The 22899-nt window shown below is 59.8% G+C and carries 24 protein-coding genes and 1 tRNA gene; 9 read left to right on the top strand and 16 right to left on the bottom strand.

All coding sequences use genetic code 11. The features are described 5' to 3' along the window. Positions 1 to 63: 63 nt before the first annotated feature. The 5 genes from CLM72_RS20810 to CLM72_RS20790 all read left to right on the top strand — a co-directional run bounded on the left by CLM72_RS20810 (position 64) and on the right by CLM72_RS20790 (position 4468). Positions 64 to 324 (top strand): hypothetical protein, encoded by a 261-nt coding sequence (locus tag CLM72_RS20810; protein ID WP_034126755.1) that lies wholly within the window; start codon positions 64 to 66, stop codon positions 322 to 324. Positions 325 to 537: 213 nt separating this feature from the next. After that, positions 538 to 879 (top strand): ribonuclease E inhibitor RraB, encoded by a 342-nt coding sequence (locus CLM72_RS20805; RefSeq protein WP_003193463.1) that lies wholly within the window; start codon positions 538 to 540, stop codon positions 877 to 879. A 445-nt stretch (positions 880 to 1324) separates the two neighbouring features. Beyond that, positions 1325 to 2734, top strand: a complete 1410-nt coding sequence (locus tag CLM72_RS20800; RefSeq protein ID WP_034127039.1) for a circularly permuted type 2 ATP-grasp protein — start codon at positions 1325 to 1327, stop codon at positions 2732 to 2734. A 4-nt stretch (positions 2735 to 2738) separates the two neighbouring features. Next, a complete protein-coding gene (locus CLM72_RS20795) occupies positions 2739 to 3689 on the top strand; it encodes an alpha-E domain-containing protein (RefSeq protein WP_034126756.1) in 951 nt (316 codons plus the stop codon). Continuing rightward, positions 3686 to 4468, top strand: a complete 783-nt coding sequence (locus CLM72_RS20790) for a transglutaminase family protein (protein ID WP_105227910.1) — start codon at positions 3686 to 3688, stop codon at positions 4466 to 4468. The genes CLM72_RS20795 and CLM72_RS20790 overlap by 4 nt, the downstream gene beginning before the upstream one ends. Positions 4469 to 4506: 38 nt before the next feature. On the opposite strand, the gene CLM72_RS20785 is transcribed toward CLM72_RS20790, so the two are convergent. Continuing rightward, entirely contained in the window at positions 4507 to 5307 is an 801-nt protein-coding gene (locus tag CLM72_RS20785) for a cytochrome c (RefSeq protein WP_105229179.1), read from the bottom strand. Positions 5308 to 5954: 647 nt separating this feature from the next. On the opposite strand from CLM72_RS20785, the gene CLM72_RS20780 reads away from it, so the two are divergent. The 3 genes from CLM72_RS20780 to CLM72_RS20770 all read left to right on the top strand — a co-directional run bounded on the left by CLM72_RS20780 (position 5955) and on the right by CLM72_RS20770 (position 10142). Further along, positions 5955 to 7160, top strand: a complete 1206-nt coding sequence (locus CLM72_RS20780; protein WP_105227908.1) for an acetyl-CoA C-acetyltransferase — start codon at positions 5955 to 5957, stop codon at positions 7158 to 7160. A 16-nt stretch (positions 7161 to 7176) separates the two neighbouring features. Then, complete coding sequence (locus CLM72_RS20775) at positions 7177 to 9324, top strand: 3-hydroxyacyl-CoA dehydrogenase NAD-binding domain-containing protein (protein ID WP_105227906.1); 2148 nt, start codon at positions 7177 to 7179, stop codon at positions 9322 to 9324. 92 nt (positions 9325 to 9416) lie between these two features. Then, positions 9417 to 10142: an amidotransferase gene (locus CLM72_RS20770; RefSeq protein WP_105227904.1), complete on the top strand. Its 726-nt coding sequence runs from the start codon at positions 9417 to 9419 to the stop codon at positions 10140 to 10142. Here the strand turns inward: CLM72_RS20770 and CLM72_RS20765 are convergent. The 4 genes from CLM72_RS20765 to CLM72_RS28840 form a co-directional block, all read right to left on the bottom strand. Beyond that, positions 10139 to 11110 (bottom strand): magnesium and cobalt transport protein CorA, encoded by a 972-nt coding sequence (locus CLM72_RS20765; RefSeq protein ID WP_034127041.1) that lies wholly within the window; start codon positions 11108 to 11110, stop codon positions 10139 to 10141. The genes CLM72_RS20770 and CLM72_RS20765 overlap by 4 nt on opposite strands. A 158-nt stretch (positions 11111 to 11268) precedes the next feature. After that, positions 11269 to 12012, bottom strand: coding sequence for a 1-acylglycerol-3-phosphate O-acyltransferase (locus CLM72_RS20760; protein ID WP_105227902.1), 744 nt, complete (start codon positions 12010 to 12012; stop codon positions 11269 to 11271). A 212-nt stretch (positions 12013 to 12224) separates the two neighbouring features. After that, positions 12225 to 12917, bottom strand: coding sequence for a crotonase/enoyl-CoA hydratase family protein (locus CLM72_RS20755; protein WP_014719521.1), 693 nt, complete (start codon positions 12915 to 12917; stop codon positions 12225 to 12227). A 50-nt stretch (positions 12918 to 12967) separates the two neighbouring features. Then, a complete protein-coding gene (locus CLM72_RS28840) occupies positions 12968 to 13135 on the bottom strand; it encodes a hypothetical protein (RefSeq protein ID WP_158688698.1) in 168 nt (55 codons plus the stop codon). Between the two features lie 103 nt (positions 13136 to 13238). Between CLM72_RS28840 and CLM72_RS20750 the strand changes: the two genes are divergently transcribed. Further along, positions 13239 to 13328, top strand: a tRNA-Ser gene (locus CLM72_RS20750). Between the two features lie 133 nt (positions 13329 to 13461). Here the strand turns inward: CLM72_RS20750 and CLM72_RS20745 are convergent. The 11 genes from CLM72_RS20745 to CLM72_RS20700 all read right to left on the bottom strand — a co-directional run bounded on the left by CLM72_RS20745 (position 13462) and on the right by CLM72_RS20700 (position 22890). Then, complete coding sequence (locus CLM72_RS20745) at positions 13462 to 14655, bottom strand: Arm DNA-binding domain-containing protein (RefSeq protein WP_105227900.1); 1194 nt, start codon at positions 14653 to 14655, stop codon at positions 13462 to 13464. A gap of 94 nt (positions 14656 to 14749) precedes the next feature. Further along, the gene (locus tag CLM72_RS28835) at positions 14750 to 14959 is read right to left on the bottom strand and encodes a hypothetical protein (protein ID WP_168220158.1); all 210 of its coding nucleotides are present in this window, start codon (positions 14957 to 14959) and stop codon (positions 14750 to 14752) included. Beyond that, complete coding sequence (locus CLM72_RS20740; protein WP_105227898.1) at positions 14956 to 15360, bottom strand: hypothetical protein; 405 nt, start codon at positions 15358 to 15360, stop codon at positions 14956 to 14958. The genes CLM72_RS28835 and CLM72_RS20740 overlap by 4 nt, the downstream gene beginning before the upstream one ends. 12 nt (positions 15361 to 15372) lie before the next feature. Next, positions 15373 to 15624, bottom strand: coding sequence for a hypothetical protein (locus CLM72_RS20735; protein WP_105227896.1), 252 nt, complete (start codon positions 15622 to 15624; stop codon positions 15373 to 15375). Then, positions 15621 to 16247 (bottom strand): hypothetical protein, encoded by a 627-nt coding sequence (locus tag CLM72_RS20730; RefSeq protein ID WP_105227894.1) that lies wholly within the window; start codon positions 16245 to 16247, stop codon positions 15621 to 15623. Before CLM72_RS20730 ends, CLM72_RS20735 begins: the two co-directional genes overlap by 4 nt. Continuing rightward, positions 16240 to 18234, bottom strand: a complete 1995-nt coding sequence (locus CLM72_RS20725) for a DNA cytosine methyltransferase (RefSeq protein WP_105227892.1) — start codon at positions 18232 to 18234, stop codon at positions 16240 to 16242. Before CLM72_RS20725 ends, CLM72_RS20730 begins: the two co-directional genes overlap by 8 nt. Next, entirely contained in the window at positions 18227 to 18694 is a 468-nt protein-coding gene (locus CLM72_RS20720) for a DUF2528 family protein (RefSeq protein WP_105227890.1), read from the bottom strand. The genes CLM72_RS20725 and CLM72_RS20720 overlap by 8 nt, the downstream gene beginning before the upstream one ends. A 58-nt stretch (positions 18695 to 18752) precedes the next feature. After that, positions 18753 to 18959 (bottom strand): hypothetical protein, encoded by a 207-nt coding sequence (locus CLM72_RS20715; RefSeq protein ID WP_105227888.1) that lies wholly within the window; start codon positions 18957 to 18959, stop codon positions 18753 to 18755. After that, on the bottom strand, positions 18956 to 19303 hold the full coding sequence (locus CLM72_RS20710) for a hypothetical protein (RefSeq protein ID WP_105227886.1): 348 nt from the start codon (positions 19301 to 19303) through the stop codon (positions 18956 to 18958). Before CLM72_RS20710 ends, CLM72_RS20715 begins: the two co-directional genes overlap by 4 nt. 25 nt (positions 19304 to 19328) lie before the next feature. Then, positions 19329 to 20147, bottom strand: a complete 819-nt coding sequence (locus tag CLM72_RS20705) for a hypothetical protein (protein WP_105227884.1) — start codon at positions 20145 to 20147, stop codon at positions 19329 to 19331. A 25-nt stretch (positions 20148 to 20172) separates the two neighbouring features. Next, the gene (locus CLM72_RS20700; RefSeq protein ID WP_168220199.1) at positions 20173 to 22890 is read right to left on the bottom strand and encodes a toprim domain-containing protein; all 2718 of its coding nucleotides are present in this window, start codon (positions 22888 to 22890) and stop codon (positions 20173 to 20175) included. Positions 22891 to 22899: the final 9 nt, after the last annotated feature.

Raw genomic sequence — 22899 nt, 5'->3', positions numbered from 1 at the left:
GCCTCCGGCCTTGAGTGGAACGTTTGGCGAGCCCTCACGGTCCAGATAGAAGTAAGCCCACCTATGGGTTTTATCGAGGAGGCACCGATGCCGAAGTGGAATGTTTCTTTCATCAACGACCGCGGCGAGCCGGTAGTCGAGCAATTCGACTGCGAGCATGAGCCGACGCTGGAAGAAGCCGCACAAATGGTGCGCGTGCGTGTGTCGCCGGTGTTGGAAAAGCTGGACCTTAACGATCTTGCCGACCGTGTCCCCGACCCCACGGTCAAGAGCCTGCATGATCAGAATGGTATCAAGGACCTCAAGGTCGAACCCGCGGCCTGAACATTTTCTATAGACCCTTCAAGCACCTCTGGTGGCGGCGATAGCTTCACGCTACTCTGCAATCGAGATCAGCGAATGAATCGCTAAGGTCTGGTCTTGTCAGCTACATGCTTGTTTTCCTGCGGTGTTGTTATGCCGTGGTGCCCGCGTCAGCAGGGCGCGGGGCTTCAGGAAGCACGGAAAGTCTATCCATCGGTGTGAGGAGGACGTTTCATGAGCACAGCCTATCAAGAAGACATCAGCACCAACGTACTGCGCCGCATGAAAGAAGGCGGCTTTGATTTCTCGCGTTTTCACCCCATCGAGTTCTACGCCATTTTCCCGGATGAGGAACGGGCGCGCAGGGCTGCGGGTCGATTTCGTGGGGAGTCCCTCAACGCCCAGGTCAGCGCGCGCGACGATGGCGCCTGGTACCTGGAACTGAGCAAAATCATGTTCGCAACCTACGACGGCATAGGAGACTTCGAGCAAGACTTTGAAGCGGTGGTCGAGCCCCTGGGAGGGATCATCGAAGGATGGGGCGTCAAGCAGGAGGTGCGTGGGTTACCCATGTAGTTGGTATTTATGAGCAGCACAGCGTATCGGCTGACCTTTGGGTCGGCCGATTTTGTTTGGGCTACCGTCGCAACGGAATCTGCCGTTTCAGGCGCAAAAAAAAGCCACCCGAATAGGGTGGCGGAAAGGGAAGACCGAGGAGTCATCAGTACACGAGTCAATACGTTACTGAATATGCAAAGGGTTTGGCTGTAGGACACGTCCTGTTCAACCGATGTGGGCGATTATCCGCATGTGCAGGCGGGCAGTGAAATCAACTCTGACTATGCTGTTGATAGCCAAACGCCGCATTGCAACGGAGCGTACGGCGTGGCCCAGGCAATTGCGCGCACCAGGACGGTGCGGCAAATCCCTTCGGATTATGCAACTGTTTGATTATCAAGTGTTTATGCCGCTGGCACGGGCCTTGCGAAGGTTCTTGCGTCCGGGTGACAAGGAGTACGGCATGATCCGCACTTATTACGATGAAATGTACGATGGGGCAGGGCAGGTTCGCCCCCATTATCGCGAGTTCGCCCGTTGGTTGGCCGACACCCCTGCCGAACTGCTGGCCCAGCGCCGGCGTGAAGCCGATTTGCTGTTCCACCGCGCCGGCATCACCTTCACCCTCTACGGGGACGAACAAGGCACCGAGCGCCTGATCCCCTTCGATACCATCCCCCGCAGCATTCCGGCGAGTGAATGGCGGGTTGTCGAACGCGGTTGCATCCAGCGGGTCAAGGCGCTGAACCTGTTCCTCACCGACCTGTACCACGACCAACGCATCATCAAGGCCGGCATCATCCCCGCCGAGCAGGTATTGGCCAACGAGCAATACCAACTGGCAATGCAGGGCCTGGATTTGCACCGCGATATCTATTCGCACATCTCCGGGGTGGACCTCGTACGCGATGGCGACGGCACGTACTACGTGCTCGAAGACAACCTGCGCACGCCCAGCGGTGTCAGCTACATGCTCGAAGACCGCAAGATGATGATGCGTCTGTTCCCCGAGTTGTTCGCGGCCCAGCGCATCGCGCCCATCGACCATTACCCCAACCTGCTGCTCGACACCCTCAAAAGCGCCAGCCCCCTGGATAACCCCAGTGTGGTGGTACTGACGCCCGGGCGTTTCAACAGCGCGTTCTTCGAACATGCCTTCCTGGCTCGGGAAATGGGTGTGGAGTTGGTGGAAGGCGCGGATTTGTTCGTGCGCGATGACCGTGTGTTCATGCGCACCACCGATGGGCCCAAGGCTGTCGATGTGATCTACCGTCGCCTCGATGATGCATTTCTAGATCCCTTGGCATTCAACCCCGACTCGATGCTTGGTGTACCCGGCCTGCTCGCCGCCTATCGTTGCGGCAATGTGGTGCTGGCCAACGCCATTGGCACCGGAGTCGCGGACGACAAATCGGTTTACCCGTTCGTCACCGAGATGATCCGCTTCTACCTCGATGAAGAGCCGATCCTGCAGAACGTTCCGACTTTTCAATGCCGTAAGCCTGACGAGTTGTCCCACGTGCTGGCCAACCTGCCCGACCTGGTGGTCAAGGAAACCCAGGGCTCCGGTGGTTACGGCATGCTGGTTGGCCCGGCGTCTACAACCGCAGAAATCGAAGCGTTCCGGGCGCGTATCAAGGCCAAGCCACACGCCTATATCGCGCAGCCGACCCTGTGCTTGTCCACCTGCCCGACCTTTGTCGAAAACGGCATCGCCCCGCGCCATATCGACCTGCGCCCCTTCGTGTTGTCCGGCAAGGACACCCGCGTGGTGCCGGGTGGCCTGACGCGTGTGGCGCTGCGCGAAGGCTCGCTGGTGGTCAACTCGTCCCAGGGCGGCGGAACCAAAGACACCTGGGTGGTTGAGGACTGATGCCATGTTGAGTAGAACTGCCTCGGATTTGTACTGGATGTCGCGCTACCTGGAGCGTGCCGAAAACCTCGCGCGCATGCTCGATGTCAGCTATTCGCTGTCGCTGATGCCCCAGGACGGGCGCGGCGATGGCCTGCACGAATTGGCCATGCCGCTGTTGATCACCGGCACTCTGGACGATTACCACGAGCGCCATGGCCCGTTGCACGCTGAACGCTTGCTGCACTTTTTTGCCCTGGACGCGGCCAACCCGGCGAGCATCTACAGCTGCCTGGGTGCGGCGCGGGCCAGCGCCCATGCGGTACGTGGGCGGATCACCGCCGACATGTGGGAAAACATCAACGCCACTTGGCTGGACATTCGCGATATCGCCCAGCAGGGGCTCAGCCATTACGGCATGAGCCGGTTTTGTGAGTGGGTCAAGGAGCGTTCCCATCTGTTTCGGGGCGCCACGTACGGCACCATCATGCGCAACGATGCCTTCCGCTTTATCCGCCTGGGCACCTTTATCGAGCGCGCCGATAACACCCTGCGCCTGCTGGATGCCCGCTACGAAATGGCCGGCGAACAGGCGGCGGCGGTCAGCGATGGCACGGCTCACGCGTATTACCAATGGAGTGCGTTGCTGCGCGCACTGTCGTCGTTCGAGGCGTACACCGAGATTTATCGCGATGCGCCAGGCGCTCGGCAAGTGGCCGAACTGCTGCTGTTACGCGCCGATGTGCCGCGTTCGCTGCGTGCTTGCAGCGAAGAGATCGACCAGATCCTCGCCAGCCTGCCAGGCCTCAATGGCCGCCCGGCCCAGCGCCTGGCTGCCGAGATGGATGCGCGCCTGCGCTTTACCGCCATCGACGAAATCCTCGAGGAAGGCCTGCATGCCTGGCTGACCGACTTTATCCCTTTGGTCCGCCAGTTGGGCGACGCCATCTACAGTTCCTACCTGGAGGCGGCATGAGACTCTCCATCAGCCACGACACCACCTACCACTACGAAGACCAGGTGCGCGCCAGCATCCAGTACCTGCGCCTGACCCCCCATGACAGCGAGCGCCAACACGTGCTGAGCTGGCAACTCGACCTGCCGCGCCCGGTGCGGGCGCAGGTGGACCCGTTCGGCAACATCCTGCATGTGCTCACGCTGGACGAGCCCCATGACGCCATCATCATTGGCGCCCGGGGCGTGGTGGAGATCGATGAATTACGCGAGGCCGAACACGAAAGCCAGTCTGCCTTTCCGTTCCTGCGCTCCACGCGCCTCACCGAGCCCGACGACGCCCTGCGCGGGTTTGCCGAGCAAAACTGCCATCAGCGTCGCGACCGCACGGCGCTTATCGACTTGATGCAGGCGCTCAACCACACCATGGTCTACACCCCCGGCGTGACCGACGTCGATACCTGCGCCGCCCAAGCGTTCGCAGGGGGCGCTGGGGTGTGCCAGGACCATACCCATGCGTTCCTGGCCTGCGCACGCAGCCTGGGGATCCCGGCGCGGTATGTGTCGGGGTATTTGTACACCGAAGACAGCGCGCACCTGGCCAGTCATGCCTGGGCCGAAGCCTGGCTGGATGACGCCTGGTACAGCTTTGACGTGACCAACCAACTGGCCCGGCCGGAGCGGCACTTGAAGCTGGCCGTGGGCCTGGACTACCTCGACGCCTGCCCGGTACGCGGTATGCGCCGTGGCGGAGGGCATGAGCAGATGCATGCCAAGGTATTTGTGGCGCCGCAGCAATGACCGATAACTGATAACTGTAGGAGCGAGCAAGCTCGCTCCTACAATTTGCGGCCCGCCATATGCCGCAGATACCCCACCAGCAAATCCAACTCATTGTCTGGCAATACACTGGCTGTAAACGCCGGCATCTTCGCCTGTGGCCAATGCCTCAGGCTTTGCGGGTCGCGGATGTAACGCTTGAGGAAATCGCCACTGAAATATTCGGTGGGGTTGTAGGGCACATTCAGGTCCGGCCCCATCTGGGCATCACCGCCGCCATTGAGGCGATGGCACGCCAGGCAGTTCTTCTGGAACAACGCGAAGCCTTGGTTGATCGGGTCGTTCGCCGCCAGCTTCGGGTCGGGCAATAACGCCGGGAAACGCTCGCCAACCGTCTGCAACTGTTTGAACCTGGAGACTTGGAACGGCCACTGTTCCGGGCTGATACGTCCTGCTTGAGGGTTGGTCCAGACCAGATAGAACGGTCCGGCGCTGGGCTTGCCCTTTGCCAGCGGTGGCCATGGATGGGCCGGGTCTTCCACGGCCAGCCAGGCGCGGGCGCCGTTTTTTTCCAGCAACGGCGCGGCGGCAAGTTCGGCGGCAAAACCATCAAGGGCAACGGCTTGCAGGTGGTTCGCAGGTTTAAGGCCCGGCAAGAGCACCGCGAGGGGCACCGCACGATAGGTCATGTTGCGCTTGTAGGACACATCATCAACGATCTGCACCGTCTGAGCGTCGGGATGCTTGAGCAGCTCGGCGGTCTCCCAGGTTTTGTGGGTGTGGTCCAACTCGATGGTCAACTGTGCCGCCGCCGCAGGCAGACTCAGCAGCAGGGCAAAAAGGGCGAGGATCGGTTTCAAGGCACAGGCCCGTTGCGAGAGAGTGAGGGCGCACACGATAACGGAAAACGGCAGGTAAAAAGACAGCTCCTGCAACAGAAGCGCTAAGCGCAATGTCCTGGCAGGTGCTGCCAAAAGCTGCAGGCCTGGTGCGGTGTGTGCACGGAAGCTGGGAGTGTCACCCAATAACCTTGGTTAAATTGGGCAAGATCAGAATCAAGGTGGTGGCGAACAGGATAAGTCCCGCCTGACGTACTTTCGATTGTTTGAACATGGCTGACTGCCTTTTCTTTTGTTGTTATTCCTGAGCGTCAAATGCGTGCCGTTGAAGTCAGTATCGCGAGGTGACGTTGCACTTTTCTTACAGCTGCTCCAGCAAAACCCGGCAGCAGCGTCTTACAGATTCAACCTTAGAGCGCCCGTTCTTTCTGGCTTAGACTCATTTCATATCAGCTAAGAAGTATTTGCGCTAAAAACGGCATGAGGCTTATTGCCATCTTGGCGCCAGCCCTAGGGCTAGACAGCTAAAACGATTAATCAGGCATTTCCCGTAGGTACCTACCGTTCGTCCGAGCGAGGGGGTCAAAAGCAATGAGCGCATCCGTCATTGAAACCGTGTCAATCGGGCCTAAGGTAGGGGCACACACCCATAGCGGTTCGAGGATGTCATGACCCAAGCTTTGATCTTTGATGCGATACGCACGCCCCGGGGAAAAGGCAAGGCCGACGGTGCCCTGCACAGCGTCAAGCCGGTAAACCTGGTGGCCGGCTTGCTCACGGCGCTGGCGCAACGCAGCGACCTCGACACCCGCCAAGTGGATGATATCGTCTTGGGCTGCGTCACCCCCGTGGGCGACCAGGGCGCCGATATCGCCAAGACCGCCGCGCTGGTGGCCGACTGGGATGTCAGTGTTGCCGGTGTGCAGGTCAATCGTTTCTGCGCGTCGGGCCTGGAAGCGGTGAACCTGGGGGCGATGAAGGTGCGCTCCGGCTTCGAAGACCTGGTGGTTGTCGGCGGCGTCGAGTCCATGTCCCGCGTGCCCATGGGCAGCGATGGCGGCGCCTGGGTGCTCGACCCGCAAACCAATATGCACAGCCACTTCACGCCCCAAGGCATTGGTGCCGACCTGATCGCCACCCTGGAAGGCTTCACGCGCCAGGATGTCGACACCTTTGCCCTGCAGTCCCAGCAGAAAGCCGCCAGGGCGCGGGCAGACGGTTCCTTCAATAAGTCGTTAATCGCGGTGCACGACCAGAACGGCATCGTGCTGCTGGACCATGACGAATTTATCCGCGGCGACTCAACCCTCGAGGGCTTGGGCAAGCTCAATCCCAGTTTCGAAATGATGGGCCAGATGGGCTTCGACGCCACCGCGTTGCGGGTCTATAGCCACGTGGAGCGCATCCACCATGTGCATACGCCGGGCAACAGTTCCGGCATTGTGGATGGCGCCGCGCTGATGCTGATCGGTTCCGAGGCCAAAGGCCGTGAACTGGGCCTGCAACCGCGGGCGCGTATTGTCGCCACGGCGGTGACCAGTACCGACCCGACCATCATGCTTACAGGCCCCGCGCCGGCCACTCGCAAAGCACTGGCCAAGGCCGGCCTGCGGGTTGAAGACATCGACCTGTTCGAAGTCAACGAAGCCTTTGCTTCGGTCGTGCTCAAGTTCATCAAGGACATGGGCATCGACGCCGCACGGGTCAATGTCAACGGCGGCTCCATCGCCATGGGCCACCCCTTGGGCGCCACCGGCTGCGCGATTCTCGGCACCTTGCTCGACGAGCTCGAGGTGCGCCAGCAACGCTACGGCCTGGCCACCTTGTGTGTCGGCGGTGGCATGGGGATCGCCACCATTATCGAACGCCTCTGAGCCTAAGGAATTTGTCATGACCGATGCCATTCGTTACGAAAAAGGCCAGGACCAGATCGTGGTACTGACCCTGGACATGCCCGGCCAGAGCGCCAACACCATGAACGCCGCCTACCGCGAAGCCATGGCGGCCACCCTCGCGCGCCTGGAAGCGGAAAAGGACGAGATCGCCGGAGTGGTGATCACCTCGGCCAAGAAAACCTTTTTTGCCGGGGGCGACCTCAATGAGCTGATCAAGGTCGATAAAGCCCAGGCCAAGGCGTTCTACGACAGTGTCTTGGTATTGAAAGCGCAATTGCGCCGCCTGGAAACCCTCGGCAAACCGGTGGTCGCCGCGATCAATGGCGCGGCCCTGGGCGGTGGTTGGGAAATTTGCCTGGCCTGCCATCACCGGGTCGCGCTGGACGACAAGTCAGTGCAACTGGGCTTGCCGGAAGTCACCCTTGGCCTGTTGCCCGGGGGCGGCGGCGTGGTGCGTATGGTGCGCATGCTTGGCCTGGAAAAAGCCTTGCCGTATTTGCTCGAAGGCAAAAAGGTGCGGCCCGCCCAGGCCCTGCAAGCGGGTTTGATTGATGAGTTGGCGGCGGATCGCGAGGCATTGCTGGCCCAAGCCCGTGCCTGGATTCTGGCTAATCCGCAGGCCAGGCAACCCTGGGACACCAAGGGCTACGCGATTCCCGGCGGCACGCCGTCCCACCCTAAAGTCGCGCAGATGCTCGCCATTGCGCCGTCGATTTTGCGTAGCAAGACCCAGGGCTGCTTCCCCGCGCCGGAGAAAATCCTCTGTGCTGCAGTCGAGGGCGCCCAGGTGGACTTCGACACCGCACACCTGATCGAAACCCGTTACTTCACCGAACTGGTGACCGGGCAAGTAGCGAAGAACATGATCGGCACCTTCTGGTTCCAGCTCAATCAAATCAATGCCGGCAGCTCGCGACCGCAGGGTTTTGCGCCTTATGTAACGCGCAAAGTCGGCGTGCTCGGCGCCGGGATGATGGGCGCGGGCATCGCCTATGTCAGTGCCTGTGCGGGGATCGAGGTGGTGCTCAAAGACATCACCCTGACCGCCGCCGAAAAAGGCAAAGCCCATTCAGCCGCATTGCTGGACAAGAAAGTCAGCCGTGGGCAATTGACCGCCGAACAGCGCGAAACCACCCTGGCGCGCATTCATCCTACGCAGGATGACGCCGACCTGGCCGGCTGCGACCTGATCATCGAGGCCGTATTCGAAGACCGCGCACTCAAGGCCAAGGTTTCGGCTGCGGCGCAAAGCGTGGTGGGGGCCGACGCGGTGATCGCCTCCAACACCTCCACTTTGCCCATCAGCGGCCTGGCCACGGCGGTGCCTGATCAAGCCAGGTTCATCGGCCTGCACTTCTTCAGCCCCGTGGACAAGATGCCCTTGGTGGAAATCATCAAGGGCGCGCGCACCAGCGACGAAACCCTGGCCCGAGGTTTTGACTTCGTACTGCAAATCAAGAAAACCCCGATTGTGGTCAACGACAGTCGCGGTTTCTTTACCTCGCGGGTATTCGGCACCTTTACCAACGAAGGCATCGCCATGCTCGGCGAAGGCGTGGCGGCGCCGATGATCGAGACCGAAGCGCGCAAGGCCGGGATGCCAGTGGGGCCGCTGGCGGTGTCCGATGAAGTGTCCCTCAGCCTGATGAGCCATATCCGACAGCAAACGGCCAAGGACCTGCAGGCCGAAGGCAAGGCTATGCCGAACCATCCGGCGACGGCGGTGATTGATCTGTTGGTGAACGAATACAAGCGCACGGGCAAGGCGGCCGGCGGTGGTTTTTACGACTATCCCGCTGGCGGCCAGAAGCACCTGTGGCCTGAGCTGAAAAACCGGTTCGAACAGCCCGGCAAGCAAATCTCCCCCCAGGATGTGCGTGACCGCTTGCTGTTTATCCAAGCCATCGAAACCGTGCGCTGTGTGGAGGAGGGCGTGTTGATGTCCACGGCGGATGCCAACGTTGGTTCAATCTTCGGCATCGGTTTTGCCGCTTGGAGTGGCGGCGCGTTGCAGTTTATCAACCAGTACGGGCTGAACGACTTCATCGCCCGCGCCCGCTACCTCGCCGAGGAGTACGGGGAGCGCTTCTCGCCGCCGGCGTTGTTGCTGGAAAAGGCCGCGCAGGGTGAAGTGTTCCGGTAATCAAAATGTAGGAGGGGAGCTTGCTTTGAAGGTGTATTTCAAGGCAGGCTCTGGGGTGTGCAATATTCCCATCGCCGTGTCAGGTATTTTTTATGTCGCTACGCGTCTGCATCCTGGAAACCGATATTCTGCGTCCCGCTTTGATCGATGAGTACCAAGGCTATGGGCAGATGTTCAAGCGCCTGTTCGCCAAGCAACCGATAGCCGCCGAGTTTGTGGTCTACAACGTGGTGCAAGGCGAGTACCCGCCGGATGACGAAGTGTTTGACGCGTACCTGATCACCGGCAGCAAGGCCGATTCCTTCGGTACCGACCCCTGGATCCAGACGCTCAAGACCTACCTGCTCACGCGTTATGAGCGCGGCGACAAGCTGCTGGGCGTGTGCTTCGGCCATCAGTTACTCGCGCTGCTGCTGGGCGGCAAGGCCGAACGTGCCAGCCAGGGCTGGGGGATGGGCACCCACGGCTACAAACTGGATGCCAAGACGCCATGGATGAGCCCCGAGGTGCCGGAGCTGACGCTATTGATCAGCCACCAGGACCAAGTCACCACCTTGCCGGAAAACGCCACCGTGATCGCCTCCAGCGAATTCTGCCCGTTTGCCGCGTATCACATTGGCGACCAGGTGCTGTGCTTCCAGGGCCATCCGGAGTTTGTTCACGACTATTCCCGTGAGTTGCTGGAAATACTTCAGACAACCCTGGGTGAAAAGGTCTACAGCAACGGCGTGGCCAGCCTGGAGCGCGACCACCACGGCGTGACCGTGGCGGAGTGGATGATGCGCTTTGTGGCGCACCAGCCTGAAGCCAAGGCTTAAAGCCAGCCCGAACGCTTGAAGCTGGCCCATAAACCGGTACAGCCCAAGGTAATAAAACCGAGCACCCCAAAATAGCCGTAGTGCCATTGCAGCTCGGGCATGTTCTGGAAGTTCATCCCGTAAATCCCCGCCACCGCCGTGGGGAACGCCAGGATCGCCGCCCACGCGGCGAACTTGCGCTGCACCACGCTCTGGCGCGAAGCCTCCAGCAACACACCGATCTCGATGGTCTGGCTGGCAATGTCGCGCAGGGTGGTGAGGTCTTCCATCTGTCGCGTAACGTGGATTTGAACATCACGAAAATACGGGCGCATGTTCTTGTCGATAAACGGGAAGCTGAGCTTCTGCAACTCTTGGCTGATTTCCACCATCGGCGCCACATGCCGCTTGAGCCGCAGCACGTCACGACGCAGCCCGTGGAGGTGCTGGATATCGCGCTCGTTGAGTGAACTGCACAGTACGTTACGCTCCAGCTCATCAATCTCGGCGTGGATCGCCTCGCTCACCGGCTGATAGTTTTCGGTGACAAAATCCAGCAACGCATAGAGTACGAAATCTTCCCCATGCTCCAGCAACAACGGGCGCGCCTCACAACGCTGGCGCACAAAACCGTAGGACGCCGAGTGGCCGTTGCGTGCGGTGATGATGTAGCCGTTGCCGGCAAAGATATGGGTTTCGATAAACTCCAGCTTGCCGTTCTCGCGCACCGGTGAGTAGGTGACGATAAACAGCGCGTCGCCGAAAGTTTCCAGCTTCGGGCGGCTGTGTTTTTCCATGGCGTCTTCAATCGCCAGCTCGTGCAGGTTGAACTGGCGTTGCAGGTTGTTCAGTTCCTGGGCGCTGGGTTCTTCCAGGCCGATCCACACAAAGTGCCCAGGTTTGGCGGCCCAGGCCGCGCCTTCATCGAGAGTGATATCCGAGACTTTCTTACCGGCGCTGTAGACGGCAGCCGCAACAACTCTACCCATGGTGCTGATCACTTCTTATCAAGAGGACAGATGTTGGGCAGCTTAGCCTGAATGGCGTTCCGTTGTTGCTCACCGACATTGGCCACTCCCCTGTAGGAGCGAGCTTGCTCGCGAAAATCGTCAACGATAACGCAGCGCCCTCAGGTGACCCGCGTCGCTTATACGTTTTTCGCGATCAAGCTCGCTCCTACAAGCTCACGGTCCATTTGTGCAATGCACTCATCCATCTGCGTCTGACACGTCAGCAGCAACTGAGGGATGTCATCCACCGTCAAGCCACAGGTAGGAATCGGCGGCAACGAGCGTATCAGCACACTGCCGCTGTCCCAACGATTGAGCTTCATCTGCGTCACGTAATTGCTGACACACACCTGCACGATAGGCACACCGGCCGCAATCGCCATATGGAACGCGCCTTTCTTGAACGGCAACAACCCTTTGCCCAGGTTGCGCGTACCTTCCGGGAACACCCAGATCGACGTGTCCTCATGCTGCAAGGTATGCGTGGTGGTCAGCATCGCACGCCGCGCCTTGTGCGCATTGCCACGGTCGATCAGCACATTGCCCGCCAGCCAGAACAACTGGCCGAACAGTGGTACCCATTTCAGGCTTTTCTTGGCAATGCAGACCGTGCGGTGAGGCACTACATTGCCGAACACAAACAGATCGTAGTTGGACTGATGGTTGGCGATCACCACGCAGGTACCGGGCTTGTTGCGCAGCGAGTCGACGTCGGTCTTCACGTTCAAGCCCAGGATCCGCATGGCCGGCAACGCATAGAGGCGAGCGCAGAGACGGCTGTTGTCCGGGTTGAACGGCCGGCACACACCGACCAGCACACCCAGCACGCCAGCGATCATAAAATGCAGGCCCATCAACAACATACGCAACAGAAAAAGCATCGACACGGCCCATCGGGACAAAAGGTGGCGCAGTGTACGGATGTGCACTGTATTCGGCAATTGCCCCTACAGATGTAGGAGATAGCCGATGTTTAAGCGCATGTTTCCACATGGGCCGATAACGGCTAGCTAGAGCGGCTACGGACGTTTCACATTTATAGGTAAGAAAAAGCCCGACTCAAGGTCGGGCTCTGGCGCAGTAGGGGTAGGACTTAGCTCAGGCTATGGCCCTGATCCTGGATGATTGCATCGTCCAGGGCTTCAAGCAGTGCGCGGCGTACTTTCAACTTAGTGTGTTTGTGCGCGTTCATATTGATCTTCTTCAGCTGCCGCGCCGCTTCCAGTGCTGCAGCGTGCAGTTCTTCGGGTGCCACCACCTTGTCGAGGAAACCGGCGTGCAAGGCGCCTTGCGGATCAAACATCTCGGCATTGATCACCGAACGCTGAAACGCCGACTTACGCAGGCGATCCCGCGCCAACTCGATACCGGCATGGTGCATGGTCATGCCAATCGCCACTTCATTCAGGCCAATGCTGAACGGGCCTTCGACGCCAATCCGATAATCCGCCGACAACAACAGGAACGCGCCCTTGGCCACCGCATGCCCAGGGCAGGCCACGATCACCGGGAACGGATGCGCCAACATCCGCCGCGCCAGGGTCGAACCCGAGGTCACCAGGCTGATTGCCTCTTTAGGGCCGGCCGTCATCACCTTCAAATCATAACCACCCGACAAAATCCCCGGCGTGCCCGTGATGATCACCACCGCCCGATCCTTCTCGGCCTGATCCAGCGCTGCATTAAACTCACTGACCACCGCCGGAGAAATGGCATTCACCTTGCCGTTGCTCAGGGTCAGGGTCGCGATACCGTCTTCGAAGTGGTAGGCAATCAACTCACTCATGACGCGATTCCTTGTAGGGCTTGTTATAGAGATAGATGCGCAGACGTTACTCACCACGCCCGTGCGGGTAAAGCGCCGTGACTGACTACCCAGTCAGGCTTTTCCTGCATCCCCAAGCGTAGACGCCCCGGAGCAGGGCGCAGCAAGCGCTCCAGACGCGTGCCGCCGATGCCTGAGAATGGCACAATCACCACCCCTTGCCGGACGGTGAATGGCATAACGGTCTAACCGCATGAAAATTCTGAAAAAAACCTTTGCCATCAGAAAGGCTTTCGACTACATTAGCGCGCCTCGACAGACTGAACTGGTTTGACGAGATACGGTGAAGTGTCCGAGTGGCTTAAGGAGCACGCCTGGAAAGTGTGTATACAAGAAATTGTATCGAGAGTTCGAATCTCTCCTTCACCGCCAAATTTAAAACGACTAAACCCCTGAAAACGTTAAAGTTTTCAGGGGTTTTGTGTTTTAAGAGGGTCAAAAAAGGCCCATATGGGAACATCCATGGGAACACAGGCTGCCGGATTGCCTACGTTCGAACCTCGGTCTACGGGGCTTTGTCACCACCTGGTGGCTGGATGCCCAGGGCGTGCTGCAGCATGCCGATGACGTCCGGGCCGTCCTCGTTGATCCACATGCCGTAGTGCTGTCGAATCATGTTCGCGCTGGTGTGGCCCATCTGCTCGGCGATCCAGTCAACCGAAGCCACGCCGGTGGTAAGCAGCTGGCTGGCGTAGGTGTGCCGACACTGGCCGGGCCCGCGATAACGAACGCCGGCCGCTTTCAAGTGCGCTTTGAAGAACCTGTCCCTCACGACGAAGTCGCTGACATGCGGCAAGCCGCTCTTGGTGTTCAGGAACACGAAGTGCAGCTTGTGCTTGCGGATGGTCTTGTTGTCCCGCTCGACGACATCCACCGTGTCCACGGTCTTGAGCTGGTTGATCACGTCCAGCTTGCGCAGGGCATCCCACGCCGGCTCCAGCAGACGCACCTTGCGCGTAGAGCGCCGGGTTTTCGTCACTCGATAGGCCCCGCGCACCTTCGAACGACGAAACGTCACCGTCCCCTGTTTCAGATCGACATCCTCCCAGGCCAGCGCGATGGTCTCCGACACCCGTGGCCCTGCCCAAATCATGAACTGCACCATCAGCAGCTCCTGGGTGCGGCTGGTGTGCGTATTGAGGATTTGCTTGATCTCCGCCCTGGTGAAAGGGTCCGGCGCCTCTGGATCGGGCAAACGCACGAATAACCCCTCGGTTGGGTCGTGTGCGACCTTCTTCCGGGTGCGGTACAGCCGGAAAACCTGGCGCACATTGCTGATGATGTCGCGGATGGTCTTGTTCTTCAGCCGCTTCGACAGCGGCCCCTGGATCCACTCCTGCAGGTCCAAGTGGTCAATCTGATCGATCTGAACGTCACCCCAGCGCGGCCGCACATGGACCTCAGCCTTGTTCTTGTACCCACGGAAAGAGGTCGCGGCCACGCTGTTGCTCTTGATGGTCAACCACAGGTCCAGGTAGTGCCCAAAGCTGTTCTCGGCCAGTTTGGTCGACTCGGGAAAATGCCGGCGGTAATCGAAAGTGCCAGCGGCTATCTCGTACTCGATCACCGTCACCAGGCGCTTTGCATGCTCGCGGTTGGCCTGAGTGTTGCCACCGGGCACCAGCTCCCGGCACAGCTCGCCATTAAAACGAAAATAGACCCGTACCGAATTGCCACGGGCCTCTACGCCATCTGCCATATGCGTCCCCACGCGATGTATTGAAAGATTCTTCCAACAGGAAGAAAAAAGGCCCGTCGCCGGGCCTGATGTATTGCGGTTTAAGTGTTGCCGATCACTGCTGGCGAAGTAACCAGAACAGGCTGGCACTTTTTCTAGGCGCCGGTGTTACCCCGGCTTGAGCCTCCTCGGCGCGACGCTTGGCGTTGGCAGCCTGGCGCGCTTTGCTGCACTTCTGGTGGTTGCCGTGGGCACGGGATCTGCCGCATTGGTCGCATACGCCGGTTAGGTCGAGGTTCCAGGGAAAGGATTTACCGTTGTTCAAGGTGCTACCTCGCTTTCGGTCCATTGAACGATGTCGGCTCCAAAATCCACGGCAACGAATTCCAGCGAGCCAAATGACCAAGCGTACTTATCGCCAAAACGTTCCAGTCGTTTTAATACGCTTCCGCAAGAGAGCTTGACGTCAATGAATGCTGGAGCTTCCTGGAAGTCGTCAGGGTCCGCATTGCTCCAACTGACAGTAAGTTTCTCCACGGCCGTGATTACGTCTGCAATTTCGAATTCACGGCCTTTGGGACCTACCAGGCTCCGAATTTGGTGAACGGCTGTTTGCCAGCGATCCTTGCGTACAACTGCGCCGTCCTCACGAAACTCATAGTCGGCAGGGTCAGCGTTGGCAAACTCTGGCTTTCTGAAGTCTCGCTCAGTGACAATTCTGGTCATGAGTTCTCTCCGTCACATCCGAAATGATTGATGAACAAAGGTCGGCGGCGCTTTGTGTTCTGCGGGTTTTGCGCTGTCGCCCTGGACCTCACAGACAAACCGATGCCGCTTTTGGTTGGGCGCCGTCAGGGCCTTGGTCAGGCCTGGCACGGCGGCGGAGCATTGCTCGTAGGCGTGAGTGCCTTTCCAACTATCCGCCATCACCACCTGGCAATCCGTCCGGGTTGCATCCGCGCACAGGTAAAGCAAAAGGAATACGGTCATGGTGCATTCCCCGCGCCGCAGTTCGGGCAGTCGTCGAAGCGCTGGCGCTCGCTGAGAAAACGCCCGCAGCCTTCGCAGTTGAACCGGTCGCTGTAGATGCGGTTGCGCTGGTGCCTGAGCTTGGGCAGCTTGAGGGTGACTGAGCGCAGTGCCTGCTTGTGATCGAGCAGCGCGGCCCGGACCACCGGCCGGGAACGCTCGACGATGTACCCGCATGGCCAGAGCTCGAAGCCTTGGGCCAGGTACCCAGTGGCATCTGCCGCCCCCGGGTGGATGGCGTCATCCAGGTTGGCGGTTGGGCCTTTGCCGCCACGCCACACCAGATCATTGCCGTCCCACTCGCGTGCGTAGGCCACATATACGCGGCCGTCTTCGTTGCGGTAGGCCTCGGCCTCTGACTTGGTGAGGAACTGGCAGTCAACGCCGACCTCTGCCCGGTTGCGGATGTACTCCACTGGCCAGGGCAGGTCGGTTTCGCGGCATTCGTACTGCTTGACCGCGGGCTCGCGTTTGAACTGCTCAGCCTCGTTCAGGTTCGAGGTGTAGCCGCCACCCTCGCGCCAGAACATGGCCCGGCTGCCGACATTGCTGCGGCTGTCCTGCAAGAAGAAGAGGTCAGACATGACCAGCCTCCTGCTGCGCTACGCTCAGCGCAATCGCTACCGGCTGCACCCAAATCGACACGTTGCTGAGCATGAACGTCTCACCCGCCTCGGAAAGCAGCAGCGTCATGCCGAACACGTCGGCCATCGCCCTTGCCGCCGCACGCGGCACCGCGTTGCCAATCCGCTCCCGGTGGTGGCCGTCGTTGATGCCGTCCAGCCGGAAGACTCCCGCCTGTTCGATCTTGCGAACGCGCTGCATCCGCTCGATCTCATGTGCGGTCTGCGGATCTGCTGACCAGTGGTCTTCTGGATCAAACAGCGATTGCAGCGCGGCCAGCTCCAGGGTGGTAAACGGGCGGTGCCAGGTGCCGTCGAGGCTGGTGATCATGCAGGTCAACCGGTCATTGGGCGCCGGCATGCGCTGATCGGCAACAGACCACCGGCCGTTGTCATGGCAGGCGCTGGCGGACACGGCACCGGCCGGCGCGTTGTACTCGACCACGCCATAATGTCCGCCCGTCAGGTACGCATCGCCCTTGGTGCGCGACATGCCTGGGCGCGGGTCTGCGATCGATAAAGTCCCGCTGGCAACCTGTTGTGAGCCGGTCACGGTCTTGGCGTTCTCGCACCAAGGCGTTATCCGCAGCTTTTGGGTGCTGGCGTTCGGGTGCCAGTTTTTGTAGGCAGGATCTGCCACAGCGAAAGCGCCTTGCCCGGTGGTGCTGCCGGCAATGACGGTACCGGCCGGCTTGCTGTAGTCGGTGACCAGGTACTTGCCGAAGCCCTTGGACGGTTGTCGCGGGTCGGCCACAGCCTGCCCGCCGGAGCTGGGCCCGTGCCCTGCAGTGACAGTGCCGGCGGCTTGGTCGTTGCGAACCACTCGGAAAACGTTGTTGTGCCGTTCGCCGCTCATGCGTGGGTCTGCAACGCTGAATGTTCCTTGCCCAGGGCTGCGTTGGCCGGTGACCACACCACAGTGACGGTCATAGGGCAACACGCCGTATTGGGTGTATTCGAATTTGCTGGTCGGTCGAGGGTCGGCAACGGAGAACTTGCCGTTGGTTGGGCTCGACCGGCCGGCGACTGTGCCAGCGGTGTCCTGCCAGTCGTGCACACCCATATAACCGGCGCGATATTCCGGCACGATCACGAAGTCACGCAGGTAACCGTCCTCGATCGCAAACCGGCTCAGGCTGCGCCAATCCTTCCCAGCCTCAACCAAGGCCAGGCGCACCCACGTTTTCCACTGCAACGCTGGCACCCGGTGCATCGGCCCTGCCTGATCGATATCGCCGGCCAGGGGCATGCGGCTCAGCACATCACCGACAGCACGCAGACTGCGCTTTTCAGGTTCGTACAAGAATGCCGGAACCTGCTCGACGTGCCTGGCAACCAGCAAGAATCGCTTGCGACTCTGTGCCAGCCCGCCAATTTCGCCACAGTCGTGGGTGGTTTCCGCTACCGCGTAGCCGTAATGGCGGAGCAGCTTGGTGATCTGGTCCAGCAGGTAGCGGCCACGTGTTGCCAGGCGCGGCACGTTTTCGAACACGATCAACTTCACCGGATTGTGCTTCCAGGCTTCACACATCAGCCACACGCAGCGCAATGTCAGCTCGTTGAGTGCACGGTATTTGGGCGTCTGGCTCATTGTCTCGGACAGCAAGCCTGAAGCGCCCTTGCAGGGGCTGCTGATGAACACCGCGTCCGGGTCTTCGTCGCCGGCGGCGCGGCGCAGGTCTTCGGCGGTGGCTTCTTTCCAGCCGGCGGGTGGCTGCTGGCCGTGGAACGCGGTGAACTGGTCACGGGTGAACAGGTCCATCAGCGTGCCAGGCACACCGGTCATCATCTGGAAGTCACGCAAACCGGCCGGGTCGACATCGACGCCACCCAGGCAGCGCCATTCAGCTTGCACGGGGCCCAGTACAGGTTTGGAGTCGCTGAAGCCAGCGGCGCCGCTGCCGAGGCCGCAGCAGAGGTGGAAGTGGGTGAGGGTGCGCTTAAGCATAAGACACCTCCACCAATTCGACGTCGTCGTAACTAGGTGTATCGACATCAGCTGCGATAACGCGAATGCCGCAAAATCCGTATGGCCCAGGTTCATTGCCCCCCCAGCCTTCTTCGTTGTGAAGGTCTTCGGTCCAAAAAGGTCCAGGGTTGTCACCTGTCATAAGATTTTTGGTGGTGATGCTGAAGCTTGCGCCGCCTTCGCTCAGCATCCGGTAGATCATCGTTTGACCAAACAAGCGGATAACGGTCCGGACGACATCTCCATTTTCAGCAGAGAGCCGGTCATCGGCGTTCGACCAAAAACCATTGATTAGTGAGGCAGTTTCCTCGGTCAGTACGTCGTGATTTACCTCAAGAGTGACCTGGTATTCCTTCCAGGTTTCCTTGACCAGGTATCGCTTGATGTTCGGTGGGGTGCTAGCCTCTACGGCGCTGCTGCTTGGGTTCTGTGCTTGCATGGTGCTGCTCCTTTGTAGTGGTAGGTGTCGGGGAGTTGGCGCTCCTCGACACCATCTTTCAGGCCGGTTTGGCCTGGTCTTGCTCAATGATCGTTATGACTTCGTCCCGGTCTTTCGCATAAGCGAAGGGCAGTTCGCCCCCAGGGCGAGTGATGGGGTAGCGCGACTCAGGCAACCGGCACAGCGCGACGGTATAGCCGTTGTCGGTAACCCAGCAGTTCTGCTGGACTTGCCCGTCCCTATTGCGTTTCGGCGCCCATTTCATGCCCAGGTACCTATCAGTTCTTCCCAGATCGCATCGCCGTCAGGCAGGTACGTGTGCACCTCTTGCTCTGGCGAGTAGTCCAGCTGCAGCACCGCCAGGCAGTCGTCGAACAATGCGGTGTCGAGGCCGCGCAGACTGGTCAGGACGAAGGGGTAGTCGCGGCCGTTGTAGAGCCCGAGCAGGAAGCGACCGATGACTGCGCTCTGGCCTGTATCCCGCTGGGCGACAGGAACCAAGCGAGCCAGTGCCTCGATACCTGCCTTTCGGATGGCGGGGCGGTTGGCTTCAAACTCTTGCAACTGCTGAAACCAGTTAGGCTGCGGCTTTTCGGCAGGCATGTTCATGCGAGTTCTCCTTTCGAAGGCCGGATCAGTAAGGAATGGTGTCGTGGAAAGCGATGTCGTGAACCAACTTCCTGGTCTCAAGCTGAAGGTCCTGGGGAACAGCGAGAAGATTGCAGAGCAGGTCAACCAGACAGATCATCTGCGCACAGTTGAGGGCTGTGCGCCCGTTGAGGTCCGCCCCGTATTTACGAGTGAGCTGGCCTTGATATGCGGGTAAAAAAGCATTGAGACTGCTGCAAATCCATTCTCCAGACTGCGCAATCTCGATACCAAACGCACTTGCCTCAGCTGCGTCGACGTTGCCAATGGCTTCCGGCCGGATCATTGGCGTGTGGTCGTCGTGAGCTGAGAGATCGACCGTAACCATTCTACTGGTGACCGCATCACTGCATTCCAGCCGTTGGTTGGCGGTTATCACCAAAGCCCCGCGGAATGTCACTTCCTCACTCAGGCCATCCCCCGAGCGAAGGCTCACGCTGCCGGAGCTGAAAAGCGGCTTCAATTCATCCCAGTCAATGGATTGGCCTAACTCGCCTTGTTCCTCGCAAATAACAATCCGTTGCCCTGCGCTGGCAAACGTGCGCGCTCGCCCGGCTGGAGTGGAATGCCCCAGAAAGTTGGAATAAGGCGTTTGCCCGTTCAGCTTTTGGAGGTAGCCCAGCAGCAGACTCTTGCCGCTGCCGGCGGCGCCGACGATCTGCAGGAATGGGAAGCTGGTCTGGTCTTCGCGAATTCGGCCGGCATGCACCGCTCCCATCCACCAGGCCATAGCCAGTACCCCGCGCGCGCCGAAGTAGGAGACAAAGTCGTTGAAGCGAATGGCCGATTTGAGTTCGTTTTGCATGGTGCTGCTCCTGTTGTTGCGGTGGTTACACGCCCTGGAATACCCAGCAGCGAATGGTTTTAGGCTTGTCGAAGGCGTCGACCTGGCGCGACGAGTTGACGGGCTTGTTCGATTCCAGAAATTTGGGTGACTTGCTGGTCTTCAGTAGGCGTTTCAGGTCACTCAGCGGCGGCACTTGCTGGCGTTTATTGGCGGCCATTTCCACAAATTCGTTGAGGTTCACGGCGATCAGCCCATCGCGGCGCGCATGGTTCAGCGCGGCTTTCTCGTCCATGCCATTGAGGAATTCGTACAGGTCCCAAAACTCGCGCACGGTCGGGTGGTCGGCATTGATTGCCTGCTGCCGCTCCAGAGCCATGCGGCTGATTTCGGCGTGGGCGAGGGCCTTGCGGCGATCGCCGAGCGGTACGACTCCGGCCAATGCGTCCACCAGGCTGCGCAGCTGGGCGTGGTTCTTGGCGATACGCACGGTGCGCACACCAGGCAGGGCCAGCAGCTCCTGTTCGTAGCCGGAGGTGTTTTCCTCCAGCAGCCGCATGGTTTCGGCCTCGCGTTGTAGCGCCTTGACCAGGAAGCCGCTGATGCTGTCCATCGGCATGCGTTCCAGCTGCTCGGCGTACTGCTTGGTTTCCGGCGTGTGGTGCTCACGTGTCAGATGGACGTGGCAGATACGCTGCAGGATTGGCTCTGATGCGTTCACCGGGTTGTTTTGCGCAATCAGCAAGGCGGCGCGGAATGGCGGTTCGTGGGTGTCGTTACCGTTGTTTTTTACGCCGGTGGAGCGAACGCTGCGGCCGTTGTAGGCGGTTTTCAGTTCATCCCAGTCGAAGTGTTTAACCGGCTGGCCTTCCTTTTGTTCACGCTCGGATTCGATCAGCACTACCGGCAAGTTGCTGACCTGCGAGAAGTTACGCGCACGGCTCGCGGCGGTCGCTTTGGACGGGTCGAAGCCTTCGTAATCAGTGCGCCCGACCGACTTCCACAGCAGCTCAACCAGGGTGGTCTTGCCAGAGCCGGCTTCGCCGACCAGCTCCAGGAACATCAGCGACTTGTGGATCTGGCGTATCTGCTCGGCGTGCAACGCGCCCAGCCACCAGGCCAGCACCACCAGGCCCTGGACGCCAAAGCATCGCCAGTAGATATCGAACCAACCCTCGTTGTAGTCATTGAGGTCGGTATTGATGTGCAACACCGGTGACTGGCTCTGCGACTTAATGCTCAGCTTGCCGAGGTCAAAGAAGTCTTCCTTGTTGCGCACCTGCACCTTGCCGCCGTGAAAGGCCAGGTCGTTGAAAACGTAGGCTCCATGGTCGCGGCTGTAGCCGATCCATTCGATGGTGTTGACGGTTTTCAGGCAATCGAGCTGCGGCGCCAGGATCCGTTTCAACTGCTGGGCGCTACCCTCGAACATCGCGCCGTTGGAGACGTTGAGCAGGCGATTCGCGAACTCAGGCGCCGAAGTGAGCTGCTTAGCGGTGAACGTGCTTTTGATGGCCGGCCCTTGCGGACGCTCGATACGGAAGTAGTACCAGGCCTCATCGGTCAGGTCATTGCGCATGTAATACAGCGCCTGGAAGTTGCAGTTGGCGATGCTGGTCACTGAGCCAGACTGGCGCAGTGCCTTGTAGCGTCGCTGTTCCTCTGTAAGCAACTGGTCTTCGTGGCGCTCCGAGCTTTCCAGATCGGTCATTGCACGGTCGTATTTTTCAAGGTCCAGCCGAAACCAGTACAAGCGTTTGCGGAACGTGAAGTGGAATTCTTTGCGCTCGTTGCGCACGTAGATCAGGAACGCCTTTTCTTCGGCTGAATCAGCCAGCAGCAAATCGCCCTGGTGGCGCGCTTCTCCAAGGTCCAGCTCGATGCGCTCTGCTCGTTTGTCGTCGCCCTCGATCGACTTCCACCGCAAGTGCAGATCGTTCCAATCGACCTTTTTCCCGTTGGGCTGCGGGATAACGGCTGCTTTACAGGTGAAGCCCAGCTCGCTCGCTTCCTTCGCCCAGCGGCGCATGTTGGCCTTGGCGATTGGCTCGTTATCCAGCGCCCACACCAGACGCGGCAGACGTTTGCCGGCGTCCTGACGTAACTTGACCAGGGCCTTGAGTGAGTCGATGGGGCAGGGAGCGCTGGACATCATCGACACGGCCGGCACTTCGTTGTGCAGCAGAGCGATGGAGTCGAAGATTCCCTCGACTATGAATAGTTCGTCGACCTCCAGCAGGTCCACACTCGGCGGGCACCACCAGACGCCTTTGTAACCGGTCAAGCCTTCCCCGGTGGGGCGGAAGCGCGCTTTCATCTTGCCGAATCGGTCTGGCCGATCTATCAGGCGCTCCCAGTAGCCACCCTTCTCCAAGGCGAAACGCACCGTGGCGCTACCGATGTTGAGCCGTCCATCCCAGTAGTTATCCTGAGTGAACAAGCCGGCGATCAGCTCAAATTTGAAACCCCGCGCAAACTCAAGGTAGGCGCGTGCTGTGGCCTGGGGGTTGTCCGCTGTCGACGGCGCGGTCTTGCTCCAGTCGTTGAACAGATCGTCGTAGACGTCTTTTACGTAGACTCGGTGGTCGCACTTTTCCGGCCGTCCGCAGATCAACGTCCAGGGCGAGTCGTAGAAGGTGTACAGAGTTTTCTGGCGGCAGGCTGGGCATACACCCTTGCGCATGTAATTGGTGTTGGCCATGTGCTTGAGCTGGTAGTCCCGCTCAATGCGTTGGATGACGTCGGCTCGCAGCCTTTGTTCCATTTCCATCGT

The organism is Pseudomonas sp. MYb193 (genome assembly GCF_002966775.1).
In the GTDB taxonomy this organism is placed as follows: Bacteria; Pseudomonadota; Gammaproteobacteria; order Pseudomonadales; family Pseudomonadaceae; genus Aquipseudomonas; species Aquipseudomonas paracarnis.
Note: the sequence above shows the minus strand (reverse complement) of the source record. Positions and strands in the feature narration are given on the sequence as shown.

What these genes read in the sequence shown, in the direction of transcription:
- CLM72_RS20810 (WP_034126755.1), top strand. Translation starts at nt 64, where the DNA reads ATGGGTTTTATCGAGGAGGCACCGATGCCGAAGTGGAATGTTTCTTTC.
- CLM72_RS20805 (WP_003193463.1), top strand. Translation starts at nt 538, where the DNA reads ATGAGCACAGCCTATCAAGAAGACATCAGCACCAACGTACTGCGCCGC.
- CLM72_RS20800 (WP_034127039.1), top strand. Translation starts at nt 1,325, where the DNA reads ATGATCCGCACTTATTACGATGAAATGTACGATGGGGCAGGGCAGGTT.
- CLM72_RS20795 (WP_034126756.1), top strand. Translation starts at nt 2,739, where the DNA reads ATGTTGAGTAGAACTGCCTCGGATTTGTACTGGATGTCGCGCTACCTG.
- CLM72_RS20790 (WP_105227910.1), top strand. Translation starts at nt 3,686, where the DNA reads ATGAGACTCTCCATCAGCCACGACACCACCTACCACTACGAAGACCAG.
- CLM72_RS20780 (WP_105227908.1), top strand. Translation starts at nt 5,955, where the DNA reads ATGACCCAAGCTTTGATCTTTGATGCGATACGCACGCCCCGGGGAAAA.
- CLM72_RS20775 (WP_105227906.1), top strand. Translation starts at nt 7,177, where the DNA reads ATGACCGATGCCATTCGTTACGAAAAAGGCCAGGACCAGATCGTGGTA.
- CLM72_RS20770 (WP_105227904.1), top strand. Translation starts at nt 9,417, where the DNA reads ATGTCGCTACGCGTCTGCATCCTGGAAACCGATATTCTGCGTCCCGCT.
- CLM72_RS20765 (WP_034127041.1), bottom strand. Translation starts at nt 11,110, where the DNA reads ATGGGTAGAGTTGTTGCGGCTGCCGTCTACAGCGCCGGTAAGAAAGTC.
- CLM72_RS20760 (WP_105227902.1), bottom strand. Translation starts at nt 12,012, where the DNA reads ATGCTTTTTCTGTTGCGTATGTTGTTGATGGGCCTGCATTTTATGATC.
- CLM72_RS20755 (WP_014719521.1), bottom strand. Translation starts at nt 12,917, where the DNA reads ATGAGTGAGTTGATTGCCTACCACTTCGAAGACGGTATCGCGACCCTG.
- CLM72_RS28840 (WP_158688698.1), bottom strand. Translation starts at nt 13,135, where the DNA reads ATGCCATTCACCGTCCGGCAAGGGGTGGTGATTGTGCCATTCTCAGGC.
- CLM72_RS20745 (WP_105227900.1), bottom strand. Translation starts at nt 14,655, where the DNA reads ATGGCAGATGGCGTAGAGGCCCGTGGCAATTCGGTACGGGTCTATTTT.
- CLM72_RS20740 (WP_105227898.1), bottom strand. Translation starts at nt 15,360, where the DNA reads ATGACCAGAATTGTCACTGAGCGAGACTTCAGAAAGCCAGAGTTTGCC.
- CLM72_RS20735 (WP_105227896.1), bottom strand. Translation starts at nt 15,624, where the DNA reads ATGACCGTATTCCTTTTGCTTTACCTGTGCGCGGATGCAACCCGGACG.
- CLM72_RS20730 (WP_105227894.1), bottom strand. Translation starts at nt 16,247, where the DNA reads ATGTCTGACCTCTTCTTCTTGCAGGACAGCCGCAGCAATGTCGGCAGC.
- CLM72_RS20725 (WP_105227892.1), bottom strand. Translation starts at nt 18,234, where the DNA reads ATGCTTAAGCGCACCCTCACCCACTTCCACCTCTGCTGCGGCCTCGGC.
- CLM72_RS20720 (WP_105227890.1), bottom strand. Translation starts at nt 18,694, where the DNA reads ATGCAAGCACAGAACCCAAGCAGCAGCGCCGTAGAGGCTAGCACCCCA.
- CLM72_RS20715 (WP_105227888.1), bottom strand. Translation starts at nt 18,959, where the DNA reads ATGAAATGGGCGCCGAAACGCAATAGGGACGGGCAAGTCCAGCAGAAC.
- CLM72_RS20710 (WP_105227886.1), bottom strand. Translation starts at nt 19,303, where the DNA reads ATGAACATGCCTGCCGAAAAGCCGCAGCCTAACTGGTTTCAGCAGTTG.
- CLM72_RS20705 (WP_105227884.1), bottom strand. Translation starts at nt 20,147, where the DNA reads ATGCAAAACGAACTCAAATCGGCCATTCGCTTCAACGACTTTGTCTCC.
- CLM72_RS20700 (WP_168220199.1), bottom strand. Translation starts at nt 22,890, where the DNA reads ATGGAACAAAGGCTGCGAGCCGACGTCATCCAACGCATTGAGCGGGAC.